Raw genomic sequence first — 4,111 nt, forward strand, 5'->3', positions numbered from 1 at the left:
CGTCGTCACAGGTCACCTCACTTGTCCGGCGCTTTGAGCGTCCTGGTGGCGGCTGGTCGTGGACCGCGTCTGGCACATTGCATACAGTCGACGAATACTGTATGAAGATTGTTATCCCGCATCCGATGGGTGATGTCCAGGGGTCGTGCAGCACTTTTAAGTCGTGCCTCACTTTTCAGACGGGAGCCGAATCATGGACCTGTACGAGCACCAGGCCCGGGGGCTCTTCGCGGAATACGGCATCGTGGTGCCGCAGGCGGAGGTCACCGCATCGGCCAAGGAGGCGCGTGAGATCGCGCGCCGGCTCGGCGGCCGCGTCGTGGTCAAGGCGCAGGTCAAGACGGGGGGCCGGGGCAAGGCGGGCGGCGTGAAGCTCGCCGCCGACCCGGCCGCGGCCGAACTCACGGCGCGTCGGATCCTCGGCATGGACATCAAGGGGCACACGGTCGGCAAGGTCATGCTGGCCCAACCCGTCGACATCGAGGCCGAGTTCTACGTCGCCTACGTCCTCGACCGCGCGGCGGGCCGTTTCCTCGCGATCGCCTCGGCGGAGGGCGGCATGGACATCGAGGAGGTCGCCGCCAGTCGGCCGGAAGCCGTCGCCCGTATCCACATCGACCCGGCCGAGGGCGTCACCTCGGCCAAGGCGGGCGAGATCGCCGAGGCCGCCGGGCTCCCGCCGCAGACCGTCGACGTGCTCGTACGGCTGTGGGGAGTGCTGGTCGGCGAGGACGCCGTCCTCGTCGAGGTGAACCCGCTCGTCCGCACCGCACAGGGGCAGATCCTCGCCCTCGACGGCAAGGTCACCCTTGACGACAACGCCCGCTTCCGGCAGGACCGTTGGGGTGCCGAGCAAGCGGCGCACGACCACCCGCTGGAGGAGGCGGCCGCCGCCAAGGGCCTCAACTACGTGAAGCTCGACGGCGAGGTCGGCATCATCGGCAACGGCGCCGGCCTGGTCATGTCGACCCTCGACGTGGTCGCCGGCTGCGGTGGGCGGCCGGCCAACTTTCTCGACATCGGCGGCGGGGCATCGGCGCAGATCATGGCCGACGGGCTCTCCGTCATCCTCTCCGACCCGGCGGTGAAGTCGGTGTTCGTCAACGTCTTCGGCGGAATCACCGCCTGCGACGCGGTCGCCGACGGCATCGTCCAGGCCCTGGACGCCGTCCAGTTGACCAAACCGCTCGTCGTGCGCCTCGACGGCAACAATGCGGTCCGTGGCCGCGCCATCCTCGACGAACGAGCCCACCCCCTGGTCCAGCAGGCCACCACGATGGACGGCGCGGCCCGCCGTGCCGCCCAACTCGCCAACACCAGCTGAAGGAGCGGGACATGGCCATCTTCCTCACCCAGGAATCCAAGGTCCTCGTCCAGGGCATGACCGGTGGCGAGGGCATGAAGCACACCCGTCGGATGCTCGCCGCCGGCACGAACGTCGTCGGCGGCGTCAACCCGCGCAAGGCCGGCCGCAGCGTCGACTTCGACGAGCGGGCCGTACCCGTCTTCGGGTCGGTACGCGAAGGCATGGAGGCGACCGGAGCCGATGTGAGCGTGGTCTTCGTGCCGCCGGCCTTCGCCAAGGCGGCCGTCGTCGAGGCCGCCGACGCCGGGATCGAACTCACCGTCGTCATCACCGAGGGCATCCCGGTCCACGACTCCGTCGCCTTCCGCGCGCACGCGGCGAAGAAGGGCACGCGCGTCATCGGCCCCAACTGCCCGGGCCTGATCACGCCAGGCCGGTCCAACGCGGGCATCATCCCCGCCGACATCACGAAGCCGGGCCGTATCGGCCTGGTGTCCAAGTCCGGGACGCTCACCTACCAACTCATGTACGAGCTCCGGGACACAGGCTTCTCGACCTGCGTGGGCATCGGCGGCGACCCCGTGGTGGGCACCACCCACATCGACTGCCTGGCGGCCTTCCAGGACGACCCCGACACCGAACTGATCGTTCTCATCGGGGAGATCGGCGGTGACGCCGAGGAACGGGCGGCCGCGTTCATCCACGACCACATCACCAAGCCCGTCGTCGGCTACATCGCCGGATTCACCGCACCCGAGGGCAGGACCATGGGACATGCGGGAGCCATCGTCTCCGGTTCGTCCGGCACCGCCGAGGCGAAGAAGAAGGCCCTGGAGGCCGCCGGAGTGAGCGTGGGCGGCACCCCGACCGAAACGGCCCGGCTGGTGCTGGCCCATCTGGAAAGTGAACGCGACGTAAGTCATCGTTGACGTGGAGTGACCGTCGAAGACACTTCGACCCACCGCGTTTCCCCATATACGCGACCTCTGGTCGTGACATCGCGCGACCCCTGGTCGCGCGGGCACGCATCCTGCGCTTCGGCAGATGCCCGCCCCCGCCCCCGACTGTGCACCGAGAGCGGAGACACCGAATGGCAACCACCCTCAACCCCTCCCATCTTGTCGTGAAGTCCGGTACGTCCTGGAGCGACGCCTGGCAGCGGTGCCTCACCGTCGCCCCCGAGGCGTTCCGCGACGACCGCGTCCTCAACCTCTGGAACGCCACCTGGCAGGCGGACGGCCGGGCGCTGCCCGCCACCAGCCCCGTTGACGGCAGCCCGATCGCCGGCCCGCCGCGCCTGGACCGGGCCACCGCCCAGCAGGCCGTGCGCGCCTCCCTCGACCAGCACCGCGCCTGGCGCCACATCCCCCTCGACGAGCGCCGTGCCCGCGTCGCCGCCACCCTCGACGCCCTCACCCAGCACCGTGAACTTCTCGCCCTCCTGCTGGTCTGGGAGATCGGCAAGCCCTGGCGGCTCGCCCAGGCGGACGTCGACCGGGCCATAGACGGCGTGCGCTGGTACGTCGACGGCATCGAGCCGATGGCCGCAGGCCGGACGCCGCTGGACGGCCCGGTGTCCAACATCGCCAGCTGGAACTACCCGATGAGCGTGCTCGTTCACGCAATGCTGGTCCAGGCACTGGCAGGCAACGCGGTCATCGCCAAGACCCCGACCGACGGCGGTGTCGCCTGTCTGACCCTGGCCTGCGCGCTCGCCGCCCGCGAGGGGATTCCCGTGACCCTGGTCAGCGGCAGCGGGGGAGAGCTGTCGGAAGCGCTGGTGAAGGCGCCCGAGATCGGCTGCGTCTCCTTCGTCGGCGGCCGCGACACCGGCGCCGCGGTGGCCACCGCCGTCGCCGACCTCGGCAAGCGCCACGTCCTCGAACAGGAGGGACTCAACACCTGGGGCATCTGGAACCACTCGGACTGGGACGCCCTGACGGCCGTCATCCCCAAGCTCTTCGACTACGGCAAGCAGCGCTGCACCGCCTACCCGCGCTTCGTGGTCCAGCGTGAGCTGTTCGACGAGTTCCTGGCCGCCTACCTGCCGGCGGTCCGCACCCTGCGCGTCGGCCACCCCCTCGCGGTGGAGCACCCCGACGACCCGTACCCGGCACTCGACTTCGGGCCGGTGATCAACGCCGCCAAGGCCAAGGAACTGCACGACCAGGTCGCCGAGGCCATCAATCGCGGCGCCGTCCCGCTGCACCGCGGCTCCCTCGGCGAGGCCCGTTTCCTGCCCGGCCAGGACACCTCGGCATACGTCCAGCCGGTCACACTCCTCAATCCGCCCCCGTCCTCCCCACTGCACCACGCGGAACCGTTCGGGCCGGTCGACACCATCGTCCTGGTCGACACGGAGGCGGAGCTGCTGGCCGCGATGAACGCGTCCAACGGCGCCCTCGTGGCCACGCTGTCCACGGACGACGAGGCGACTTTCGCCAGGCTGGCCCCGCAGATCCGCGCGTTCAAGGTGGGCCACGGCAAGCCCCGCTCGCGCGGCGACCGAGACGAACTCTTCGGCGGGTTCGGCGCGTCCTGGCACGGCGCGTTCGTCGGTGGCGAACTGCTGGTGCGCGCCGTCACCCAGGGTCCGGTGGGGGAGCGGCTGCCCGGGAACTTCCCCGAGTACCAGTTGATGCCGTGAGGTGAGCCCGGGCGGCGCTCGTGCGGGGGCGCCGCCCGGCCCTCGTAACCACGCATACCCCTATGTCGTATGCAATCTACGATATGGAATATGCGGAAGACTCGACGGACCGCCGACGTGCAACACGACGACGCAAAGATGAGGTGGCGAGCATGGCA

The 4,111-nt window shown here is 69.8% G+C and carries 3 protein-coding genes; all 3 read left to right on the top strand.

All coding sequences use genetic code 11. From position 1 onward, the window contains the following. Nucleotides 1-193: 193 nt before the first annotated feature. The 3 genes from sucC (at nucleotide 194) to ACIHFB_RS45775 (ending at nucleotide 3,953) form a co-directional block, all read left to right on the top strand. Complete coding sequence (gene sucC / locus ACIHFB_RS45765) at nucleotides 194-1,324, top strand: ADP-forming succinate--CoA ligase subunit beta (protein ID WP_400130024.1); 1,131 nt, start codon at nucleotides 194-196, stop codon at nucleotides 1,322-1,324. Between the two features lie 11 nt (nucleotides 1,325-1,335). Beyond that, nucleotides 1,336-2,235 (top strand): succinate--CoA ligase subunit alpha, encoded by a 900-nt coding sequence (gene sucD, locus ACIHFB_RS45770; protein WP_365288679.1) that lies wholly within the window; start codon nucleotides 1,336-1,338, stop codon nucleotides 2,233-2,235. Nucleotides 2,236-2,396: 161 nt separating this feature from the next. Beyond that, on the top strand, nucleotides 2,397-3,953 hold the full coding sequence (locus ACIHFB_RS45775; protein ID WP_400130026.1) for an aldehyde dehydrogenase family protein: 1,557 nt from the start codon (nucleotides 2,397-2,399) through the stop codon (nucleotides 3,951-3,953). Nucleotides 3,954-4,111 lie beyond the last annotated feature (158 nt).

Source organism: Streptomyces sp. NPDC051963, assembly GCF_044593495.1.
Taxonomy (GTDB): domain Bacteria; phylum Actinomycetota; class Actinomycetes; order Streptomycetales; family Streptomycetaceae; genus Streptomyces.

What these genes read in the sequence shown, in the direction of transcription:
- sucC (WP_400130024.1), top strand. Translation starts at nt 194, where the DNA reads ATGGACCTGTACGAGCACCAGGCCCGGGGGCTCTTCGCGGAATACGGC.
- sucD (WP_365288679.1), top strand. Translation starts at nt 1,336, where the DNA reads ATGGCCATCTTCCTCACCCAGGAATCCAAGGTCCTCGTCCAGGGCATG.
- ACIHFB_RS45775 (WP_400130026.1), top strand. Translation starts at nt 2,397, where the DNA reads ATGGCAACCACCCTCAACCCCTCCCATCTTGTCGTGAAGTCCGGTACG.